Source organism: Streptomyces sulfonofaciens (genome assembly GCF_014656295.1).
Classification (GTDB): Bacteria; Actinomycetota; Actinomycetes; order Streptomycetales; family Streptomycetaceae; genus Streptomyces; species Streptomyces sulfonofaciens.
Genome location: NZ_BNCD01000014.1, coordinates 86545 through 105910 on the forward strand (window position 1 = coordinate 86545; position 19366 = coordinate 105910).

The window sequence follows — 19366 nt, forward strand, 5'->3', positions numbered from 1 at the left end:
GCGGCCGGGTGCGGGGGCCGACGGCCACTCACCCGGTGAGGTCCCCCTCGCGCTCGTTGACCGCGGCGAAGTAACGCAGCTTCTCCTCGTCCACCCGCACCCCGAGCCCGGGCCCCGTGGGCACCCGCAGCCGCCCCGCCTCCAGGTGGAGCGGTTCGATGATGTCGTCGGCGTGCAGGTAGTACATGCTGTCGATGGCCCGGGAGAGCACCGGGGTGCTGGACACCACCGCCAGGTGGGCCGCCGTCGCGATGCCCAGCTCACCGCCGCTGTGCAGGTTCATGCCGAGTCCGAAGGTCTCGCAGTGCGCGGCGAGCGCCTTGGTGGCCGCGATGCCACCCCACTTGTAGACGTCGCCGTGCACGACGTCCACCGCGTTCAGCCGGACGGCGGGTGCGAAGTCCTCGAAGCGCACGACGCACATGTTGGTGCACAGCGGGATGCGGACCTTGGCGGCGACCTGGCTCATGCCCTCGATCCCCAGGCACGGGTCCTCCAGGTACTCAAGGTCCAGCTCCTCCAGCGCGATACCGGCGCGCACCGCGTCGGGCACGGACCAGGCGGCGTTCGGGTCGATGCGGAGGTTCACGCCGGGCAGCGCCCCGCGCAGTGCCCGCACGATCGCCACGTCGCCCTCCACATCCCGGGTGCCCTTGAGTTTGACGGCCTGGAAACCCCCTTCGGCGACCACCCGCGCCGCATGCTCCGCCAGCGCACCGGGCAGCCGGCCGGCGTCCGCGCCGGGCGCGTCCGCGCGGGTGATCAGCGCGGTGATGGGCACCTCGTCGCGCACGGGGCCGCCCAGCAGGTCCGTGACGGACTGCCCGGTGGCCTTGCCCATCACGTCCCAGCAGGCCACGTCCAGCGCGGCGATCGCCGCGTAGCCGAGGTAGCCGTAGAAGAACGGCACCATGTGCTGCTTGCGGTGGAAGCGCTCCAGTGCGAACGGACTGGTGCCGATCAGGTCATCGGCGATCGACCGGATGATCGCGGCGACCGGCCGGCCCCACATCGTCTCGCCCCAGCCCTCCACGCCCTCGTCCGTGCGGAGCCGGACCACCGTGCGCGTCTCACCGGTCTTGGTCTCGAAGGAACTGGTGAACGGGTTGGTGAGGGGCAGGTTCACGACCTGCACATCGATGTCCGTGATCTTCATGCCTCTCCTTGGGCGGGGTCGGGGGTGGCGGCCGTGGGCTGTCCGGCCGTTGCTGCGTCGAATGCCCGGATCGCCAGGGCCAGGCCGCGGGCCCGGTCGTCCAGCAGCCGCCGGCCGAGGGCCGCGTCGGCGCCGCGGGCGTCGTCGGTCGACCCGCCGACCCGCTCCCACTCACCGTGCCGCTCGACGGTCAGGCCCGGATACGGCGGCCGGTCGAAGAGCGGCGGCGGCTCCACGGGGACGCGGGGCGGCACGGGCGTGCGGACCAGAGCCGGGTGGGCCGCCAGCATCAGCGACGTCTCGAACCAGCCCGCGTGTCCCGGCGTGCGCTCGGGGCGCTCGCCGGGCTCCTCGCCGGTGGCCAGCGTCCAGTAGGAGCAGGCCGCCACCGTGGCCTGCGCGCGCAGCGCGAAGCGCTTCACCGCCAGGCGCATGATCTCGTCGTTGCCGCCGTGCCCGTTGACCACCATGATCCGCCGGTATCCGCTGGTCACCAGCGAGTCCAGCAGATCGTCGAGGACGGCGGCCAGCGTCGGCGCGGACAGCGAGAGCGCGGCGGCGAAGAGGTGGTGCGGGCTGTGCCCGAAGGGCAGCGTGGGCAGCCGCACCAGGGCGGGCGCGTCGGGCTCGGCGGCGAGCAGGGCCAGCGCCCGCTCGGTGACCGCCTCCACGAGCAGTGTGTCCGTGCCCATCGGCAGGTGGTGGGCGTGCTGCTCCTGGGAGCCGATGGGCAGGAGGGCGATGCCGTGCCCGCCGGCCCCGCGCACCTCGCGCCAGGTGAGTTCGGTGAGCCGGGCGTGGGCGGCCGGAGCGGCGGGAGGGGGACCGCCGGACGGGCGCGGGGCGCTCGCGGCAGCGGTCGGCGCGGCTGCCGGGTCCGGTGTTGACGCGGTGGCGGTGGGGGCGCCGGTGGGATCGGTCATACGAGTACGGTCCGGGTCGGGGCGGTTTCGTCGGGTCACGGTGTTGCCTTCCGTCATCTCACGGCTCTACCTCTGGAAATGCCGGGCGTGGCAGAGTCTGCGCATGGTGCATGAACGTCCTTCGCTGCGGCTGGTGCCCGAGCCCGTGCCGCAGTCGGCCACACCGCCCGCGCCCCGGTTGCTGGGCGCGGTCGAACTGCTGCCCGGGCGGATCCGCGCGGCCGTGCTCACCGTCGCCGGCCGGGTGCTGGAGAGGGCGGAGGCGTCGTACGACGCCTCCGTGCCGGACCCCGCCGAGATCGACGCCGCACTCGCCCGCACCGCCCGGGTGTTCACCGCCCGGCCGCCCGTGGGCGTGGGCATCGCCGCCGCCGGGCTCGTCGACCCGGACGGCGGTGTGATCACCGAGGTCAACGACGTCCCCGCGCTGCACGGCTACCCGGTGGGGGAGCGGCTGCGGGCCCTGACCGGGGCACCGGTGCGGGTGGAGCACCGGGCCCGGTTGCAGGTGTTGGGCGACCGGTGGTTCGGCGCGGGCCGCGGCAGGCGCACCTTCGCGTCCGTGTCCACCGGCGCGGTGCTGGGCGTCGGCATCCTCTACGAGGGCGAGGTCCTGGCCCCGCACGGCGGCCGCAGCGGCGCCCATATGACCGTGTCGGCCAGCGGCGCGCGCTGCACCTGCGGCGCCCGGGGCTGCTGGAAGACCCTGGCGACCACCCGCTGGCTGCACGAGCGGGCCCGCACGGCGGGCCTCGGCCCGGACCGCTCGCTCGGCGCGCTCGCCGGGCGGGACGACGAGCCGGCCCGCCGGGTGGTCGAGGAGTACGCGGACAACCTCGCGCTGGGCCTGGTGAACGTGCAGCAGCTCTTCGCGCCCGGGCTCTTCGTGCTGCACGGCGAGGCGCGCGAGGGCGGCGAGCGGTTCCGGGCGCTGATCGAGCGGCGGCTGCGGTCCGGGGCGGCGGGGGTGGGTGCGGAGGAGCCGCGGGTCCTCGTCAGCGGGGCGGCCGTCGACGACGTGGCCCTGCTGGGCGGTGCGGGGCTGGTGCTGTCGCATCTCTAACCGCCGCTGCCGCCCGTGCCGCCCGCAGCGGGCGGACCGGCGGCGGCAGCGTCCGCGCCGGGGCGGGTGCCGTGGGCCCCGCCGGCGCGGCCGCCCGCGCGCCGCGCCCGGCGCGGATCGGGGATCGGCACGGCGTCGAGCAGTTGCCGCGTGTACGGGTGCCGCGGCTCGTGGAAGACCTGCGCGGCGTCGCCCACCTCCACCAGCCGTCCCCGGCGCATCACGGCGACCCGGTCGGCCACCTGCCGCACCACCGCGAGATTGTGCGACACGAAGACGTACGTCAGGCCGTGCCGCTGCTGCAACTCGGCCAGCAGTGCGAGGATCCTGGCCTGTACGGAGACGTCCAGCGCGCTGGTGGGCTCGTCGAGCACCACGAGACGGGGCTCCAGGGCCAGGGCCCGGGCGATCGACACGCGCTGGCGCTGGCCGCCGGAGAACTCGTGCGGATAGCGGTCGCGCATCGCCGCGTCCAGGCCGACGGCTTCGAGTAGTTCGCCGACTCGCTCCCGGGTGCGGGCCCTGCCCCGCCGGCCGCGTGCCGCCGGGTCATGGGTGATCAGCGGCTCCGCGACGACGTCGGCGATGCGCCAGCGCGGGTTCATGCTGGAGTAGGGGTCCTGCAGCACGACCTGCATCTGCCGCCGCAGGTACCGCAGCTCGGCCGCGGAGAGCGTCGCGAGGTCCCGGCCCTCGAAGCACACCCGGCCCGCGGTGGGCGCAAGGAGCCGCAGCAGCAGCCGGGTCAGCGTCGTCTTGCCGCAGCCCGACTCGCCGACCAGTGCCAGCGTCTCGCCTTCGTGCACGGTCAGGGACACGTCGTCGACGGCGACCGAGCCGTGCCCGCCGCCGAACTCCTTGCGCAGCCCGTCCAGTTCGACGAGCACGGGGGACGACGGCGCGGTGGCCGGTGCGGTGGTGGTCATGCCGGCTCCAGACGGGGGGTGGCGGCGAGCAGACGACGGGTGTAGTCGTCCACGGGGCGGTCGAAGACGTCCAGGACGGAGCCGCTCTCGACGACCCGGCCCTGGTTCATCACCACGACGTGGTCGGCGGTCTCGGCCACCACGCCCAGGTCGTGGGTGATCAGGACGACGGCCATCGCGTGCCGCCGCTGGAGGTCGACGAGCAGATCAAGGATCTGCCGCTGCACGGTGACGTCCAGTGCGGTGGTGGGCTCGTCGGCGATGAGCACCCGCGGGCGGCCCACCAGCGCCATCGCGATCATCACCCGCTGGCGCAGGCCCCCGGACAGCTCGTGCGGATACTGCCGGTAGCGGCGCTCCGGCTCGGGGATGCCCACCTCCTCCAGCGCCGCGAGCGTCTGCTCCCTCGCCCGCGCACGGTGCAGTCCCTGGTGGTGCCTGAGCACCTCGGCGACCTGGGGGCCGACGCGCTGGAGCGGATCGAGGCTGGTCATGGGGTCCTGGAAGACCATGGAGATGTCGCGGCCCCGCAGCCGCCCGAGCTCCTTGTCGGACAGGGCGAGCAGGTCGCGCCCGTCGAAGCGGATCTCGCCGCCCGCGTACACGCACGGCGGCTCGGGATTCAGCCGCAGCACGGACAGCGCGGTGGCGGTCTTGCCGCTGCCGGACTCCCCGACGACGGCGACCGTCTGACCGGCCGACACCCGCAGGTCCACGCCGCGTACGGCGTGCACGACGGAGGAGCCGAGGCGGAAGTCGACGCTGAGGCCGGCGATCTCCAGGAGCGGTGGGGAGTCCGCGGGGTGCGGCGGGACGGTTGGATTCAGGTCGGTCATCGGCGGTACGCCTTCGGGTCCGCGACGTCCCGCAGGGCGTCGCCCGTGATGTTGACGGCGAGCGAGGTGAGCATGAGGGCCACGCCGGGAAAGACCGCGACCCACCAGGAGGTGCCCAGGTAGAGCTGGCCGTCCGCGAGCATCGAGCCCCAGGTGACGGTCTCCTTGGGCACGCCGAGACCCAGATAGCTCAGCGAGGCCTCGGCGACGATGGCGGCCGCCACGTGCAGGGTGCCGATGGTGGCCAGTGGCGCCATGACGTTCGGCAGCAGGTGCCTGCGCATGATCGCGGCGTCGGTGGCACCGATCGCGCGGGCCTCGGTGACGAAGTCGCGCGAGCGCAGCGACAGCACCTCGGAGCGGACCACCCGCGCGTACGAGACCCAGCCCGTGAAGCCCAGTACGAGGATCACGTACCACAGGCCGGAGCCGAGGAAGCCGACGATGGCGAGGGCCAGCAGGATCGGCGGGAAGGCGAGCTGCACGTCCGCGACCCGCATGAGGACCCGGTCCGGCCAACCGCCGAAGTATCCGGAGGCGAGGCCGACGACGGTGCCGATCACGCCGGCGAGCAGCGCGGCGCCGGCGCCCACCAGCAGGGAGACGCGGGTGCCGTAGACGACGCGGGAGAGCATGTCGCGGCCGAGCTGGTCGGTGCCGAGCGGATGGGCGCCGGTGCCGCCCGCCTCCCAGGCCGGTGGGCGCAGCCTCATCAGCAGGTCCTGCGCGTTCGGGTCGGCCGGAGCGAGCAGCGGCGCGCACAGGGCCGCGACCAGCAGCAGGACGAGGAAGACCAGCGCGGCCAGGGCCAACCGGTTGCGCAGCAGGGTGCGCAGCGCGGCGGACCGCGGGCCCGGGCTCTTCGCCGCCGGTGCGGAGCCGGTGGGGGTGATGGTGGTCGTGACGGTCATGAGGAGGTCCTCACCCTCGGGTCGAGCAGCCGGTAGGAGAGGTCGACCAGCAGGTTGACCACGACGAACGTCGCCGCGAAGAACAGCACGGCCGCCTGCACCAGCGGGAAGTCGCGGTGCGAGATCGCCTCGATGGTCAGTTGTCCCACGCCCGGCCAGGAGAACACCTGCTCGGTGAGGATCGCCCCGCCGAGCAGTCCGCCGATCTCCAGGCCGACGACGGTGACCACCGGCAGCGAGGCGTTGCGCAGCCCGTGGGCGAGCACCACCTTGAACGGGCCGAGGCCCTTGGCACGTGCGGTGCGGATGTGGTCGCCGGCGAGGACGTCGATCAGCGACGAGCGCAGCAGCCGGGCGACCACCGCGACGGAGTAGACGGCGAGCGTGACGGACGGCAGCACCAGGTTGGCGAGGGTGCCGTACCCGGAGGCGGGCAGGGCGTGCAGACCGACCGCGAACACCAGGATCAGCAGGATGCCGACCCAGAACGGCGGGGTGGACTGACCGAGCAGCACACCCGTCATCACGCTCCGGTCGGTGGCCCGGCCGCGCCGCATCGCCGCGATCACCCCGGCCGGCAGCGCCACGACCAGCGTGACCACCAGGGCGCCGGCGGCCAGTTGCAACGTGGCGGGCAGCCGGTCGGCGAGCACGTCCCTGACGGGCTCGTGGTAGAAGAGCGAGGTGCCCAGGTCGAGCCGGGGCAGCCCCCACAGGTAGTCCAGGTACTGCGTGAGCAGCGGCCGGTCGAGGCCCAGTCCGGCCCTCAGCACCGCCTCCTGGTGGGCCGTGGCGTCCGGCGGCAGGAACACCTTGACCGGGTCCCCGGAGAGCCGGACGAGGAAGAAGGACACCGTCGCCGTGCACAGCAGCACGAACACGGCGCCGGCGACACGGGCGAGGACCATCCGCAGGACGCCCGGCCAGCGTCTGCCGGGTCCGGGGACCGGGCCGTCGCCGGAACGGGGCCCGGGGGCCTCCCGTACGCGTTGGACGGGGAGTCCGCTCATCGGGAGACCTCCGCACTCGCCATGTCGAGCACCCCCGCCGACCCGGGCCGCCAGCGCGGCCGGTCGTTGCGGGCGTAGATGTTGTCCACCTGGTAGAGGAAGACGAACGGTGCCTCCTCGCGCATCAGCCGCTGGAGGTCCGAGAAGGCGCGCTCGCGCCGTGCGGGGTCCACGGAGAGCTCTTCGACGTCGACCAGCCGGTCAGCCTCCTTGGAGTGCCAGCGGCTCTGGCGGCGGTCGCTGCGGACGTTCGACTGCACCATGCTCTCGCCGTCCAGCGTCCACACCGTGCTGGCCGCCAGGTACATCGGCCCGAGTGCTCCGTGGTTGTCGCTGGTCAGCCGCTCGGCGTAGGTACCGGGGTCGAGCAGGTCCACCTCGGCGTGCACACCGGCCCCCGCCAGCAGCCCGGCGAGCGCCTCGGCGACGTTCGAGTCGACGTTGGAGGCGGTCAGCCTGGTGCTGAAGCCGTGCGGGTGGCCCGCCTCGGCGAGCAGCTTGCGCGCGGTGGCCGCGGAGCGGGTGAACGGCTTGACGGCGGGGTCGAAACCGAAGGCGCCGCGCGGGATCATCGCCGGCACCTCTCGGGCCTTGCCGCCCAGTACGGCCCTGATCAGCAGGGGCACGTCGACGGCGTGGTTGAGTGCCTGGCGCACCCGCCGGTCCCGCATCGGCCCGTCCTCCAGCGTGTTGAGCGACAGGTACGAGGTGCGGATGCCGGTGTAACTGTCCAGCGTGACACCGGTGTAGCCGTCCAACTGCTGCGCGGCGTCGGGGGTGAGGCCGGTGACGAGGTCGACACCGCCGCTCTGCAGGGCCGCCAGCGCCGACGAGGCGTTGGGCGCCGGACTGAAGACCAGTTCGTCGACGCGCGGCCGGCCGTTCCAGTACCCGGCCCAGGCGCGCATCCGCAGTTCGTGGTCGCGCTGCCAACGCACGAAGGTGAACGGGCCGGTGCCGACGGGATGGGCGGCGAAGGCGTCGTCACCGACGTCCGCGAGGTGGCGCGGCGGCACGACCACACCGCCGAACAGGGACAGTTTGTCCGGCAGGATCGGGTCGTGCAGCGTGGTGTGCACGTCCACCGTCAGGCGGTCGACGACGCTCACGCCCTTGACGTAGCGCAGTTCCACGATCGGCGACTTGGTCGCCGGGTCGAGCAGCCGCTCGATGCTGAACTTCACGGCCGCCGCGTCGCACGGCTCGCCGTTGTGGAACCGCACCCCCGGGCGCAGCCGGAACCGCCACACCAGCGGGCCGCGCTTCGCCCAGGACAGCGCGAGCCGCGGATGCAGCCTGTTGTCCCGGCCCCGTGTGGTGAGGGTGTCGAACATGTTGATGAGGGCGTTCATCGACACCATGTCGCCCTGCTTCTGCGGGTCCATCGTCTCGGGATCGCCCGGCTGCGAGATGCGCAGCACATTGCCTGCCCCGCTGCCCGGCGAGGCGCCGCAGCCGGTCAGCAGGGCCGGGGCGGACAGCGCGGGGAGGAGCAGACCTCCCACGCGCAGCACGCTCCGGCGGGACGCGGTCCGGGCGGCCGGGGCAGCGCCCGTCCCGTCCCGTCCGCCTCTGCCGCCCTGTCCGTCCTGTCCGCCCGGCCCGGATGGCTCCGAGCCGGGCAGCGCCGTCCGGCCGTCCGACCCGCCGCCTCTTCCCGGCGTGTCGCACGAGGCCGGCGGGCCGGCCCCATCCGGCGTATCGCGTGGGCCCACGGTCCACCTCCGGCATCATCGTTCCGTTGAGCATGATGAACGTTCCGGAAAACGGAACGCGGTGGGGTTAAGCTAAGGGACATGGTGAAACCGGTCAACACCTCCACGAGCCAGCAAGAGCCCGGCAAGGGCCCGGTCGACAAGGCGATGGAGGTGCTCGAAGCCCTGGCCAGGGCGGGCGGTCCCCAGCGGCTCGGCGAGATCGCCCGCCGTACCGGCCTCACCAAACCCACCGTCCACCGCCACCTGCGCACCCTCGCCGACTGCGGCTTCGCCCAGCCCGCGGAAGGCGGCGCCTACCGTGCGGGACCGCGCCTGCTCGGTCTGGCCGCCGCCGCCCTGGACTCGGGGCCCGACCTGCGCCTCGCCCGCCCCGTCCTCAACGACCTGCGCCGCCGCACCGGCCAGCTCGCGCACTACGCCGTGCCCGCCGGGACCGAGGCCGTCCACCTCGAACTGTCCGAACCGGCCGGCGAGTACCGGATGAGCATCAGCCCCGGTGGCAGGACCCCTCTGCACACCAGCGCCGTCGGGCTCGCCATGCTCTCCGCCCTGCCCGTCCCGGAGGCCGACGCGGTCCTCGCCGAGCTGCTGCTCGACGGCGCCCTGCCCGCGCCCACCCCGGCCACCCTGACCGACCCCGGGGCGCTCCGCGCCGAACTGGCCCGGACCGTCCGGCGCGGCTACGCCGTCGACGACGAGTACGACGAACCGGACGTGCGCTCCGTCGCCGCGCCGGTGCTCGACGCGCAAGGGCGGGTCGTGGGCGCGATCGGCGTCTCGGGACTGACCTTCGCGCTGGACGACGCGAACGTCGCGGTGTTCGGCCCCATGGTGCGCGCCGCAGCCCGCGCCGTCTCGACGGGCCTCGGCGGCAGCGCGGCGCACCTCGGTCTGGTGGCCGGGGGCATGACGGACGGGGGCCGGGCATGAACACGCTCGGCGACCTGCTCGCGCAGGGCCGGCAGCACCGGGTGTACTCGGGGGCGGCCTGGTCGGTGGGCACCGCGCGAGGACCGCTCGACCGCGGGTGGACGGGCACCAGGAGCTGGGGCGGCCCGGAGCTGGACGACGGCGCTCTGGACGGCGGGGAACTGTGGGACCTCGCCTCCGTCACCAAACCGATCGTCGGCCTCGCCGTGATGGCACTCGTCGACCGGGGCGCCCTCGCCCTCACCGACACCGTCGCCGCCCACCGGCCCGAGTACCGCGGCAGCGGCGTCGCCGACCTGACGGTGCACCACCTGCTGACCCACACTTCCGGACTGCCCGGCCGGATACCCCTCTACCGCTCCCATCCGACCAGGGCGGGCCTGCTGCGCGCCCTCGGCGAGCTGCCGTTGCGCGCCGCACCGGGCACCCGCGTCGAGTACTCCTCGCAGGGCTTCATCCTGCTCGGCCTGATGGCCGAGGCCGCCGCCGGACGCCCGCTCGACGACCTGGTCACCGACCTCGTCTGCACGCCGCTCGGCATGACCCGCACCGTCTTCACCCCCGACGAGGCCGGCCGGGCGCGCGCGGTGGCCACCGAGCGGTGCCCCTGGCGGGGCCGTACCGTCGTGGGCGAGGTGCACGACGAGAACGCCGCGGTACTCGGCGGCGTCTGCGCACACGCCGGGCTCTTCGCCCCGCTCGCCGACATGGAGCGCCTCGCCCGCGCCCTCGCCGGCGGCGCCCGCGAGCTGCTGCGCCCCGAGACCTTCGCGCTGATGACGGCCGCCCACACCGACACGCTGGAGCTGCGCCGCTGCCTGGCCTGGCAGGGCAGGGACCCGGGGGCCTCGCCGGTCGGCTACTCCTTCGGTCCCGACTCCTACGGGCACACCGGCTTCACGGGCACCAGCCTCTGGCTGGACCCGGCCACCGGCCGCTACGCCGTACTGCTCACCAACCGGGTCCACCCGACCCGCGAGGGACAGGGCATCGAGGGGGTGCGGCACGCCTTCCACGACCGTGCGGCGCGTCTGGGGGACGGGCCGACGCACACGCGCTGAGACACCGCCCCGCAGGCCGTCCCCCGCCCGCCCCCGGGACAACCGGCGGCATACCCGGCACGGACGAGGACACGGCCGCACCCCCGACCGCACCACCCACTGCACGGCCGCACCCGATCGGCCCAGGGCCCGAGGCCCCCGGGCCGGTGCGGGGGAGCGGAAACGGCCGGGACGGGGGACCTTGGAAAGTGCGGCACCGGCACGGGGCGCCCGCGCCCCCACCGTGCACATCGCACCCGAAGGCCGGCGGGGTCGCCGACCGGACCGAGGAGGACGGCATGAACGGGATGCCCCACTGGCTCTTCGGCGACCAGCTCGGTCCGCACTTCCTCCGGCCGGGTCCGCACGGCCCGGGCCAGAACGCCCCGCTGGTGATGATCGAGTCCCGTGCGGTGTTCCGGCGCCGCCGCTTCCACCGGGCCAAGGCCCACCTCGTACTGTCCGCGATGCGGCACCGTGCGGCGGAACTCGGCGAACGGGTGCGCTACGTGCAGGCCGACACCTACCGGCAGGGCCTCGAACGGGCCGTCGGCGCCCGTCCGGTGACGGTGTACCACCCCACCTCCCACGGGGCGCTGGCGTTCGTGACGGCCCTGGACAACGTCACGGTCCTGCCCGCGCGCGGCTTCCTCGTCGCGCACGACGACTTCAGGGCGTGGGCGGGCGGCCGCGGCGGCGAGCGCCTGCTCCAGGAGGCCTTCTACCGGTGGGTCCGCCGCGGGCACGAGATACTGATGGACGCCGACGAGCCGGCCGGCGGCCGGTGGAACCACGACCACGACAACCGGGAGCCACCGCCCCGCGGCGCCCGCACCCTCGACGCCCCGCCGCCCTACCGGCCCCGGGAGGACGGCATCGACGCCGAGGTGCGCGACGACCTCGACCGGTGGGAGCGGGCAGGCGAGGTCTCCTTCACGGGGCGGGACGGGCCCCGCGTGTTCCCCGCCACCCGCCGCGAGGCGCTGGCCGCACTGCGCCGCTTCATCAGCCACCGGCTCGCCGGCTTCGGCCCGCACGAGGACGCGATGCTGGCCGAGGACCGGGTGATGAGCCACAGCCTGCTGTCGTCCTCGCTCAACCTCGGCCTGCTGGACCCCGCGGAGTGCGTGGAACGCGCGGAGGCGGCCTGGCGCGCCGGCGAGGCGCCCCTGAACAGCGTCGAGGGATTCGTTCGCCAGGTCGCGGGCTGGCGCGAGTACGTGTGGCAGTTGTACTGGCACTTCGGCCCCGACTACCGCGGCAGCAACGAACTGCGGGGCCGGCGGCCGCTGCCCGACTGGTTCCTGGACCTCGACGCGGACGCCGTCACCGCACGCTGCCTGTCGACCGTCCTGGCACAGGTACGCGACGGCGGCTGGACGCACCACATCCCCCGGCTGATGGTGCTGGGCAACTTCGCCCTCCAGCAGGGCTGGCACCCGGCGGCGGTGACCGACTGGTTCCACCGGTGCTTCGTCGACGGCTACGACTGGGTGATGCTGCCCAACGTCATCGGCATGTCCCAGTACGCCGACGGGGGACGCATGGTCACCAAGCCCTACGTCTCCGGCGGGGCCTACATCAACCGGATGAGCGACTTCTGCGGCGCCTGCGCCTACCGGCCCACCCGGCGCACGGGACAGGACGCCTGCCCGTACACGGCGGGCTACTGGGCCTTCCTGCACCGGCACCGCGGCCGGCTGGCGGGCAACCCCCGCACGGCCAGGGCCGTGGGGGGCCTCGACCGGCTGGACGACCTGAAGGAGCTGCTGCGGCAGGAGGCGGAACGGCGGGGCCCGCCCTGACATCCCCCCGTCGAGGCCCGGCGGGCCGGGCAGGCCCGGGCCGGCCCGTCAGGCACGCCCGGGCCCCGGGCGCGGGCGACTCGGCAGGCCCCGCCCCGGTGGGCGCCGCGGGCCGTCCCGGCGTAGGCCGGATGGCCGTCCCGCGCCGGTGCCGGCGCGCGAGCCGCCGCCACCGGTGCTCGAATGGCGCCTGACACCTGCTCGCGGCGGACGCGCCGGCTTGCCCCGCACGGTGGCCGCGCCATCGGCCGGGACGCAGGAGGCCCGCAGGTGGACACCAGCGGCCACCGCAGGGCGAAGGCGACACGGGAGACCAGATGACGGACACGGACAGGGCCCTGTACACGACCACCGTGGCATCGAGGGGCGGCCCCGACCGCGTGGAGGCGGACGGCGACGCGGACCACCGCCTGCTCATCAGCGCGCCGCCTGCCCTGGAGTCCACCGACCGCGGGGCGTGGAACCCGGAACAGCTCTACGCCGCGGCCGTCGCCTCCTGCCTCCACCAGGCCCTCGGCGTGGTGGCCAGCGAGGTCGGCGCCGATCTGACCGGCAGCGAGGTGCACGCGGCCGTCACCCTGGAGCACTCCGGTGCACTGCGCTACCACTTCACCACCCGGGTCAGCGTCGCCCTCCCGCGTGTCGACGCCGCCCGGCGGCCCACCCTGATCGGCCAGGCCCTGCGGAGCTGCCCGATGGCCGCCGACATCGAGCTGGACGGCACGGACCGCGGGTAGGCCCCGCGACGGTGCCGCTCCCGTGCACGGTGCCGGCCGGCAGCCTGCGACAGGCCCCCGGCGCGGTGGTCCCGGCGCGGCGGCCCGCGGCGCCGACCACGCGCCGGGCCGCTCAGACCACCGTCCGGGCCCGCGGGAAGTGGCAGGCCGCCACCTGGTCCGGCCCCTGGGCGAGCAGCGCCGGGCGCTCACCCTCGCAGCGCACGCGGTCCCCGGCGTCCAGCGCGGCGAAGACCGGGCAGCGGCCGCGGAACCGGCAGCCGGGGTCGCGGTGCGTCGGGCTGGGCGGATCGCCGGCGAGCAGGATCCGCTCCCGACCCCGCTCCCGCGGCGGGTCCGGCAGCGGCACGGCGGACAGCAGCGCCTGGGTGTAGGGGTGGCGGGGGCGCGCGAAGACCTCCGCCACCGCACCCGCCTCCACCGTCCGGCCCATGTACATCACGCTCACCCGGTCCGCGATGTGCCGCACCACGGACAGGTCGTGGGAGACGAACAGGTAGGCGAGTCCCAGCTCCGCCTTGAGTTGCTGGAGGAGGTTGAGCACACCGGCCTGGATCGACACGTCCAGTGCCGACACCGGCTCGTCGAGCACGAGCAGCCGCGGGTCCACCGCCAGCGCCCGCGCGATGCCGATCCGCTGCCGCTGTCCGCCGGAGAACTCGTGCGGAAAGCGGGTCGCATGCCCCGGTTCCAGCCCGACGAGCCGCAGCAGCTCGGGTATCCGGCGGCGCAGCGCGGCACCGTCGGTGCCGAGGGCGCGCAGCGGCTCCGCGATGATGTCGGCGACCGGCATCCGCGGGTCCAGGCTGGCCATCGGGTCCTGGAAGACGATCTGCAACCGGCCGCGCAACGCTTGGGCCTGGCGCCGCGTCAGATCGGCGGTGGACTGCCCCAGCACCTCCACGACCCCGGCCTCCGGTGCCCGCAGGCCGAGGATCTCGTAGAGCGTGGTCGACTTCCCCGACCCCGACTCGCCGACCAGGCCCAGCGTCTCGCCCCGGCCGATCTCCAGATCGACGCCGTCGACGGCGTACACGCTGCCCGTCCTGCGCTTGAAGACACTGCCCTTGTACAACGGGAACGTCCTGCGCAGCCCCCGCACCCTGAGCACGGGGCCCGAGCCGCCGTCCCGCGCCGGTCCCGCGGTGCCACCCGGTACCGGGGGGACGGGGAACACATCGGTGGGCCGCAGTCCGCGTCCGAGGATCTCGTCGGCCCGCAGACAGGCGGCGAGGTGTGACGCGGCCGGTTCCGCGCCGGCCGTGTGCGGGTGGGCAGGGACCTGCTCGGCGGCCGGTGCCGCCGGGGCCCCGGCGGCCCGCCCGGGCCCGACCGCCGCCGGTGGAGCGCCGGCCCCCGGCTCCGGGGCATGCCGGCCGCCGCCCCACCGGCCGGCCGGCAGCAGGCCCGGCTCGGCCGCGCGGCAGGCCGGCTCGGCGAGCGGGCAGCGCGGTGCGAAGGCGCACCCCTGCGGCACCGCCCCCGCCGCGGGCGGGGTACCGGGGATGGGCACCAGCACGGACGGGGCACGGGCTGCGGCCGCGGCCCCGTCGCCCGAGGCCGCGCGGTCCGTGCGTTCAGTGCCGTCCGCGCCCCCGGCGGGGTCCGCACCGGCCGGCCGCTCGGCGGCCGGCGGCGCTCCGTCCAGCCGCGGCACGGCCCCCAGCAGACCAAGGGTGTACGGCATCAGGGGCCGGGCGAACAGCTCGTCGACGGGTGCCGTCTCCACGACCCGGCCCGCGTACATCACGGCGACCCGGTCCGCGCTGCCCGCGATGACCCCGAGGTCATGGCTGACGAGCACCATCGCGGCCCCGGTCTCGCGCTGCGCGGTGCGCAGCACGTCGAGCACCTGCGCCTGGATGGTGACGTCGAGTGCCGTGGTGGGTTCGTCCGCGAGGATGACGTCGGGGTCGTTGGCGACGGCCATGGCGATCATGGCCCGCTGCCGCATCCCCCCGGAGAACTCGTGCGGGAACGCGGCGGCCCTGACGTGCGGCTCGGGTATCCCGACGAGGTCGAGCAGTTCCACGGCGCGCAGCGCCGCCTTCTCCTTGGGGACGTCCTGGTGCGCACGTATCGCCTCGGCGATCTGGTCGCCGATCCGGTAGACCGGGGTGAACGCGGACAGCGGGTCCTGGAAGACCATGGCGATCCGGTTGCCGCGGACGGTGTTCAGCACACCCTCGCCCGCACCGAGCAGTTCGGTGCCCGCCAGCCGGACCGAGCCGGTGGCCGTGGCACCGTCCGGCAGCAGGCCCAGCACGGCGAGGGCCGTCACCGACTTGCCCGAGCCCGACTCGCCGACGATGCCGAGGACTTCGCCGCGCCCCAGCGTGAGGTCGACGCCCCGCACCGCCGGCACCGGGCCGAAGTCCACGGTGAGGTCGCGTATCTCCAGGAGAGCCGTCATGAGCGTGCCTTTCGCGCCGTCGGGTCGAACGCGTCACGCAGCCCGTCCCCGATGAGGTTGACCGCGAGCACGAACACCACCAGCAGCCCGGCCGCGAAGAAGAACATCCAGGGATAGGTCACCGCGGCACCGGTGTTGTCGGCGATGAGGGTGCCCAGGGAGACGTCGGGCGACTGCACGCCGAACCCGAAGTACGACAGGGCGGTCTCGCTCATCACCGCGCCGCCCACCGCGATCGTCGCGTCGATGATGAGGAACGAGGCGATGTTGGGCAGGATGTGGCGCACGATGATCCGCGCCGGGTGCACCCCCATGTACTGGGCCGCCCGTACGAACTCGCGCTCGCGCAGGGACAGCGTCATGGACCGCACCACCCGGGCCGTGATCATCCAGGCGAAGAGGGTGAGCAGCCCGACGAACGCGAGCCAGCCGGTCGCCCGCAGCCGCGGCGCCACGATCGCGATGATCAGGAAGCTGGGGAACACCAGCAGGAGGTCCACGAGGAACATCAGGCTCCGGTCGGTCCAGCCGCCGAAGTATCCCGCGCCGGCCCCCACCGCCGCCGCGAGCACCGTCGCCACCAGGCCCACCAGCAGCCCGATCAGCAGCGACTTCTGCAAACCGCGCACGGTCTGCGCGAACACGTCCTGGCCGATGCGGTTGGTACCGAACCAGTGCTCGGCGGACGGCGCCGAGCGCAGCGCGGTGTAGTCGATGTCGGAGTAGGACCAGTGCGTCAGAAACGGCCCGGCGAAGGCCAGCACGAACAGCAGCACCACCACGACCATTCCGGCCAGGGCGCTCCTGCGTGCAAGGAAGCGGCGCAGCACCGTCCGGCCGCGCCCCGGCAGGGCGGCTGCGCCCAGCGGCGCCTCCACGGCGTCGGCCGCGGCCGCCACCACACTCTCGGTCGTCACGTCCAAGGCTCCTTCAGGTCCGTACCCGCGGATCGAGCGCCGCGTGCAGCAGGTCCGCGAGGAACCCGGACAGCAGCACCACGACGGCGGCGAAGGCGGAGACGGCCACCACCGAATTGATGTCGTCCTTGCCGATCGACTCCACCAGCCACTCGCCCATGCCGTGCCATCCGAACACGATCTCGGTGAAGGTGGCTCCGGTGAACAGCGCGAGGAAACCGTACGAGAAGTACGTCGACATGGGGATCAGCGCGGTGCGCAGACCGTGCCTCACCAGCGCCCGGCCCCGGCTGAGCCCCTTGGCGCGCGCCGTGCGCAGGTAGTCGGCGCCGAGCACGTCCAGCATCGTGTTGCGCTGGTAGCGGCTGTAGGCGGCGATGGTCACCAGGCCGATGGAGAGCGTCGGCAGCAGCAGGTGCACCCCGCGGTCGCGCAACTCCGCCAGCAGACCCCCGTGCAGGTCGGGGTCCTTCTCACCGGTGAACTGGATCAGATCGGTGCCCAGCACCGCGTTGAGCTTGATGGCGCCGATCTTCAGCAGCACCGCGAGCAGGAACGTCGGCGTGGACAGCAGCAGGAACGAGGCCAGCGTGACCGCGCGGTCGGAGAGGCGGTACTGCCGCACCGCCGTCCAGGCACCCGCGAGCACACCGACGACGGTGCCCAGCACCGTGCCCGAGAGCAGCAGCCGCAGGCTCACCCCGAGCCGCCGGCCGAACTCGGCGGTGACCGAGGTGTCGTCGATGGTGCGCCCGAAGTCCCCGTGCACCGCGCCCGCCAGCCAGTGCCACAGCCGCTCGGGCAGCGGTGTGCCGCCGTTGATGCCGAGGGCGGTGAGCTGGGCGTCGATGGCCTCGGGAGAGGGCGGGGGGCGCCGGCCCTCGAAGTACGCGCGCGGATCGAGCGCCGTGGAGGCAAGCACATAGGAAAGACAGACGGCGGCCACCAGCAGAATCGCGTAGTAACCGAGCCTTCTGGCCAGATAGGCCGTCACGGAGGCTTCCTCTCAGCTCGAACGTGAGTCGATCTTCATACCGGAACATTGCAGCTCTGTGAAGAGAGCATGTCAGATGCCGGAAAGCGCTTACAGCGGGGTGGTCGTGGACCTACCATCCCCTCGGCTGTGCCGCACACCCCCGGCGCCGGCCCCCATACGTACCGGAGGAACGCCATGTCCAGACCAACGAGACCACTACGCTTCGCCGTCGCCGCCGTTTCGGCCGCGTTGGTGGTGGCCGGATGTGGCTCCTCCGACGACTCCGACGACGCCCCCAAGAAGGGCGCGGCGCCCGCGGTCGGCGCGCAGGGCCTCAACCCGCAGCCCGCGTCGAACGTGCGCCAGGGAGGCAGGCTCAAGCTCTCCATCCAGAAGTGGGTCCACCAGTACAACTTCTACCAAGTGGACGGCACGGACGGTGACGCGGGCGCGATCCTGGAGCAGGTCGAGCCGGTGCTGCTGCCCCGCGACGCCAAGGGCGTGCCGCACCCGGACCCGAACTTCCTGATCTCCGCGAAGGTCACCTCGACCAGCCCCCAGGTCGTGACGTACAAGCTCAACCCCAAGGCCGAGTGGTCGAACGGCAAGCACCTCGGCTACCGGGACTTCCAGGCCCTGTGGAAGGCGCTCAACGGCAGCGACGACAAGTACCTGGTCGCCGACTCCACCGGCTACGACCGGATCTCGAAGATCACCCGTGGCGCGAACGACCAGGAAGTCGAGGTCACCTTCAGCAGTCCGTACACCGACTGGCAGCGCCTCTTCCGCCCGCTGCTGCCCGCGGACGGCATCGACACGCCGGAGAAGTTCAACAAGGGCTGGATCGAGAAGATCCCGATCACCGGCAGCTCCTGGAAGATCAAGTCGTTCGACAAGACCGCCCAGACGGTCTCCACGGTCCCGGACCCCAACTGGTGGGGCCCCGCCCCCAAGCTGGACTCGATCACCTGGCGCGCCCTCGAACAGCCCGCGGACACCGAGGCGTACCTGAACAAGGAGATCGACGAGGCGCCCGCGATCCTCCCCGAGGACTACAAGCGGCTGGCGAAGGCGCCGGGCACGGACATCAGACGAGGGGCGCGCTGGGACGAGGTGCACATCACCCTGGGCGACCGCGGCCCCCTCAAGGACCTCGGCGTCCGTCGGGCCCTGGACCTCGCGATCGACCGCAAGGGCATCGTCGCGGCGTTCGCGAAGGACCTCGACTTCCCGGTCCAGACCCTCGACAACCACTTCTTCATGCCCAACCAGGCGGGCTACAGGGCCAACGCCGGCAAGTGGGGCACCTTCGACCTCGACGCCGCGAAGAAGCTCCTGGACGAGGCGGGCTGGAAGGACAACGGTCCACAAAAGCCCCGCACCAAGGGCGGGCAGGAGCTGACCCTTCAGTACGTGATCTCCGCGGGCTCCTCGTCGGCGGCGCTCGACCAGGCGCAGATCGTGCAGCAGCAGCTCGGACAGGCCGGGTTCAAGATCGAGATCCAGAAGGTCCCTGACGCCGACTTCTCCGACAAGTACCTGGACCGCGGCGACTTCGACCTGACCAGCTTCCGCAACGTCGACTACATCTTCCACTCCCAGCTCTACTCGACGTTCCGGCGGCCGCAGGGCAACCAGACGTACCTGAACTTCGGCGGCATCGGCTCCCCGGAGATCGACAAGCTGCTGACCGAGGCCGCGGAGGAGACGGACACGGCGAAGTCCAACGCCCTCTACAACCAGGCCGACGTCAAGATCTGGGCCGAGGTGCACTCCATCGAGCTCTACCAGCGGCCGCAGATCCTCGCGGTCCGCAAGGGCCTCGCGAACTTCGGCGCCAGCGGACTCGGCGACTGGGACTACGTGACGATGGGCTGGCAGAAGTAGCCCGGCGCCGTTCGGCCGGCCGGGAGGCGCGCCTCCGGTGCCGGGGGCGGGTGCGCCCGGTGTCCGATGGCGGCCGCGTGGACGCGGGCGGGGCCCGTTCCGGGCCCGGGGGAGCGGT

The 19366-nt window shown here is 73.5% G+C and carries 16 protein-coding genes; 6 read left to right on the forward strand and 10 right to left on the reverse strand.

Annotated elements, in window-relative coordinates:
• Positions 1–28 precede the first annotated feature (28 nt).
• Both IE313_RS22305 and IE313_RS22310 read right to left on the reverse strand, forming a co-directional pair.
• On the reverse strand, positions 29–1156 hold the full coding sequence (locus IE313_RS22305) for a mandelate racemase/muconate lactonizing enzyme family protein (protein ID WP_189934999.1): 1128 nt from the start codon (positions 1154–1156) through the stop codon (positions 29–31).
• Complete coding sequence (locus IE313_RS22310; protein WP_189935001.1) at positions 1153–2079, reverse strand: creatininase family protein; 927 nt, start codon at positions 2077–2079, stop codon at positions 1153–1155. The genes IE313_RS22305 and IE313_RS22310 overlap by 4 nt, the downstream gene beginning before the upstream one ends.
• A 103-nt stretch (positions 2080–2182) precedes the next feature.
• Here IE313_RS22310 and IE313_RS22315 point away from each other — a divergent pair, with 103 nt between their 5' ends.
• Entirely contained in the window at positions 2183–3142 is a 960-nt protein-coding gene (locus IE313_RS22315) for an ROK family protein (RefSeq protein WP_189935003.1), read from the forward strand.
• Here IE313_RS22315 and IE313_RS22320 read toward each other — a convergent pair.
• The 5 genes from IE313_RS22320 to IE313_RS22340 are packed head-to-tail and all read right to left on the reverse strand — an operon-like array spanning position 3139 to position 8339.
• Positions 3139–4068, reverse strand: coding sequence for an ATP-binding cassette domain-containing protein (locus IE313_RS22320; RefSeq protein ID WP_189935005.1), 930 nt, complete (start codon positions 4066–4068; stop codon positions 3139–3141). The two genes, IE313_RS22315 and IE313_RS22320, sit on opposite strands and share 4 nt — an antisense overlap.
• A complete protein-coding gene (locus tag IE313_RS22325; protein ID WP_189935007.1) occupies positions 4065–4904 on the reverse strand; it encodes an ATP-binding cassette domain-containing protein in 840 nt (279 codons plus the stop codon). Before IE313_RS22325 ends, IE313_RS22320 begins: the two co-directional genes overlap by 4 nt.
• Positions 4901–5815, reverse strand: coding sequence for an ABC transporter permease (locus IE313_RS22330; RefSeq protein WP_189935009.1), 915 nt, complete (start codon positions 5813–5815; stop codon positions 4901–4903). Before IE313_RS22330 ends, IE313_RS22325 begins: the two co-directional genes overlap by 4 nt.
• Entirely contained in the window at positions 5812–6825 is a 1014-nt protein-coding gene (locus IE313_RS22335) for an ABC transporter permease (RefSeq protein WP_189935011.1), read from the reverse strand. The genes IE313_RS22330 and IE313_RS22335 overlap by 4 nt, the downstream gene beginning before the upstream one ends.
• On the reverse strand, positions 6822–8339 hold the full coding sequence (locus IE313_RS22340; protein WP_189935013.1) for an ABC transporter substrate-binding protein: 1518 nt from the start codon (positions 8337–8339) through the stop codon (positions 6822–6824). The genes IE313_RS22335 and IE313_RS22340 overlap by 4 nt, the downstream gene beginning before the upstream one ends.
• Before the next feature lie 282 nt (positions 8340–8621).
• Between IE313_RS22340 and IE313_RS22345 the strand changes: the two genes are divergently transcribed.
• The 4 genes from IE313_RS22345 to IE313_RS22360 all read left to right on the forward strand — a co-directional run bounded on the left by IE313_RS22345 (position 8622) and on the right by IE313_RS22360 (position 13055).
• On the forward strand, positions 8622–9473 hold the full coding sequence (locus IE313_RS22345) for an IclR family transcriptional regulator (RefSeq protein ID WP_189935015.1): 852 nt from the start codon (positions 8622–8624) through the stop codon (positions 9471–9473).
• The gene (locus IE313_RS22350) at positions 9470–10534 is read left to right on the forward strand and encodes a serine hydrolase domain-containing protein (RefSeq protein ID WP_189935017.1); all 1065 of its coding nucleotides are present in this window, start codon (positions 9470–9472) and stop codon (positions 10532–10534) included. The genes IE313_RS22345 and IE313_RS22350 overlap by 4 nt, the downstream gene beginning before the upstream one ends.
• 278 nt (positions 10535–10812) lie before the next feature.
• The gene (locus IE313_RS22355; protein WP_189935019.1) at positions 10813–12318 is read left to right on the forward strand and encodes a cryptochrome/photolyase family protein; all 1506 of its coding nucleotides are present in this window, start codon (positions 10813–10815) and stop codon (positions 12316–12318) included.
• Positions 12319–12635: 317 nt separating this feature from the next.
• Positions 12636–13055, forward strand: coding sequence for an OsmC family protein (locus IE313_RS22360; RefSeq protein WP_189935021.1), 420 nt, complete (start codon positions 12636–12638; stop codon positions 13053–13055).
• 112 nt (positions 13056–13167) lie between these two features.
• On the opposite strand, the gene IE313_RS22365 is transcribed toward IE313_RS22360, so the two are convergent.
• The 3 genes from IE313_RS22365 to IE313_RS22375 form a co-directional block, all read right to left on the reverse strand.
• Complete coding sequence (locus tag IE313_RS22365; RefSeq protein ID WP_189935023.1) at positions 13168–15468, reverse strand: dipeptide ABC transporter ATP-binding protein; 2301 nt, start codon at positions 15466–15468, stop codon at positions 13168–13170.
• Positions 15465–16298 carry an ABC transporter permease gene (locus IE313_RS22370; RefSeq protein ID WP_189935256.1) on the reverse strand — a complete coding sequence of 278 codons (834 nt, stop codon included), beginning with the start codon at positions 16296–16298 and terminating at the stop codon, positions 15465–15467. Before IE313_RS22370 ends, IE313_RS22365 begins: the two co-directional genes overlap by 4 nt.
• A 100-nt stretch (positions 16299–16398) precedes the next feature.
• On the reverse strand, positions 16399–17379 hold the full coding sequence (locus IE313_RS22375) for an ABC transporter permease (protein ID WP_189935025.1): 981 nt from the start codon (positions 17377–17379) through the stop codon (positions 16399–16401).
• A 177-nt stretch (positions 17380–17556) separates the two neighbouring features.
• Between IE313_RS22375 and IE313_RS22380 the strand changes: the two genes are divergently transcribed.
• Positions 17557–19248, forward strand: coding sequence for an ABC transporter family substrate-binding protein (locus IE313_RS22380; protein ID WP_189935027.1), 1692 nt, complete (start codon positions 17557–17559; stop codon positions 19246–19248).
• Positions 19249–19366 lie beyond the last annotated feature (118 nt).